Source organism: Haladaptatus sp. (genome assembly GCF_049589095.1).
Lineage (GTDB): Archaea > Halobacteriota > Halobacteria > Halobacteriales > Haladaptataceae > Haladaptatus.
This window is the reverse complement of the sequence record NZ_JBAWAC010000067.1, coordinates 1-2,095: the sequence shown is the minus strand read 5'-3', so window position 1 is coordinate 2,095 and position 2,095 is coordinate 1. Positions and strand designations below refer to the sequence as shown.

General features: G+C 64.0%; 3 protein-coding genes. 2 read left to right on the top strand and 1 reads right to left on the bottom strand.

Annotated features, from left to right (window positions below; all coding sequences use genetic code 11):
- Positions 1–599: potassium channel family protein (locus tag WBV42_RS02350; RefSeq protein ID WP_423984605.1), on the bottom strand; the 599-nt coding region annotated here is incomplete at its 3' end.
- A gap of 128 nt (positions 600–727) precedes the next feature.
- On the opposite strand from WBV42_RS02350, the gene WBV42_RS02345 reads away from it, so the two are divergent.
- Both WBV42_RS02345 and WBV42_RS02340 read left to right on the top strand, forming a co-directional pair.
- Complete coding sequence (locus tag WBV42_RS02345) at positions 728–1,513, top strand: HAD-IIA family hydrolase (protein ID WP_423984604.1); 786 nt, start codon at positions 728–730, stop codon at positions 1,511–1,513.
- 9 nt (positions 1,514–1,522) lie between these two features.
- Positions 1,523–2,095: deoxyribodipyrimidine photo-lyase (locus WBV42_RS02340; RefSeq protein ID WP_423984603.1), on the top strand; the 573-nt coding region annotated here is incomplete at its 3' end.

The following is a 2,095-nucleotide window of genomic DNA, read 5'->3' as shown; positions in this document are numbered from 1 at the left end:
TCGGTTGCGTCGGCGACGACGGCGTAGGCGTCCTCGACGTGGACGTTTCGGAGCGCGTCGGCTGACTCCGGATCGCCGTGAACCACCGAGATTCCCTGCTCGTACAGGTCGAGCGCTTCGTCCCGGTTCCGGACGATGATGACGTACTGTTTATCCCACGACTGAAACTCGTCGATGAGTGTCTCGGCGCGCGGCGAGTAGCCACAGATGACCACATGGTCCTCCACGTCGTCGATGGCCGTCGGCGGACTCACGCGCAGCGCTTCCTGTACCCACGGCGCGACGAACACCGGGAGCGCCATGAAGATGAGCAGTACCCCGGAGATCTGCATCGCTGCCATGAGCAGGTGCATCTGCGGCGTCGTCCATTTCGACGCGTCGACGCCGAACCCCGTGGTCGTGAACGTCTCGATGACGATACCGAACGCCTCCAGCGCGGTTCGATGTACCCCTTCGTACGTCTCCATCCCCCACATGTACGCGACGGTGTACAGCACGATGACCCCGGCAAACGAAGCGAGATAGAGAAACGCCCGTCGTCGCTGCCGTGACACTTCGGGAAACACGGTGAACGGAACGCGTCGCGGTCGCGAAACCATTGTCCTAAGACTGTCAGTCAGGTGCCTTTATTCTGCCGTCTATCGGGATGGTTTCGTCTCGTTGATTGACGGATTCGGCCGCCATCTCACCGGACGACTCAACATCCCCCGGTCCGTTGTCCCACCAAATGACCCGCTATCGTGGCGCGATTCTCGACGTGGACGGGACGCTCGTCAGGGGAAACAACGGCGTCCCCGGCGCGGCCGAGGCCGTTCGAACGCTTCGAAACCAGGGAACGAACCTCCTGTTCTTCTCGAACAATCCGACGCAACCGCCGGAACACTACGTCTCACGGCTTGCCGCCGCCGACATCGCCATCGACGACGCAAACGTGCTCACGTCGGCGCTCGTCACGGCCGAGTTCCTCGAAGCCGAGTACGAAGGACACGACGCCCTCGTCGTCGGCGAGGGGTATCTCTCCGAACTGCTCGAAGAACGCGGGTTCGTGGTGTGTGAGGACCCGGACGACGCCGAACTCGTCGTCGCCTCGATCGACCGCGAGTTCGACTACGACGACCTCACCGCCGCGCTCTGGGCGCTCGAAGGCGACGTCCCGTTCGTCGGCACCGACCCGGACGTGACGATTCCGGTTCACGAGCGACTCGTCCCGGGTTCGGGGGCCATCATCAACGCCATCGCGGGCGTCGCGGGCAGGGAACCGGATCACGTCCTCGGCAAACCGTCGCCGGACGCGGGACGGGCCGCGTTGTCCCATCTCGGCGTTTCGGCGGAGGACTGCCTCGTCGTCGGCGACAGACTGGACACGGACATCGCCCTCGGCGAGGAGATCGGCGCGACGACGGTGCTGGTCCGTTCGGGCGTGACGTCGCCGGACGTGCTCGCGGGATCGGAGATCCAGCCTGACCACGTAATCGACTCAGTTAGGGAGATAGACGAAGTGCTCGCGGACTGAATCGGGTGCATGGAAACCGCGCTCGTTTGGTTTCGAACTGACCTCCGCGTTCGGGACAATCACGCACTCGCTGCCGCGACCGAGGCCGAGCGACTCTGCTGTGTGTACTGTTTCGATCCGCGGAGGTTCGGTTCGCGGGACTACGGGGGGACGAACTCGTTTCGGTACGAGAAAACGGGAGGCTACCGGACGCGGTTCCTCCGGGAGAGCGTCGCCGACCTCCGAACGTCGCTCCGCGAGTTGAGGTCCGAACTGATCGTTCGTCACGCCCGCCCGGAAACGGTCGTCCCTGAACTCGCGTCGGCTATCGACGCGGATTTCGTGAGCTTTCAGGCCGCTCCAACCCCGGAGGAACGCGCCGTCGAACGGACGGTAACGGCCCGACTGAAAAGGATCGAAACGAATCCCGATGTCGAGTCGTTCCGGGACCACACGCTGTATCACCCGGACGACTTGCCCGTCCCGGTCGCCCGAATCGAGGACACGTTCACTTCGTTTCGGCGAACGGTCGAAAATTCGGACGCGGCGGTTCGTCCGACGGTCGATGCGCCGTCGGCGCTTCCACCGAATCCGGAGGTGGCG

Excerpts from the sequence above, each read along its gene's own strand:
- WBV42_RS02345 (WP_423984604.1), top strand. The coding sequence starts at position 728 with ATGACCCGCTATCGTGGCGCGATTCTCGACGTGGACGGGACGCTCGTC.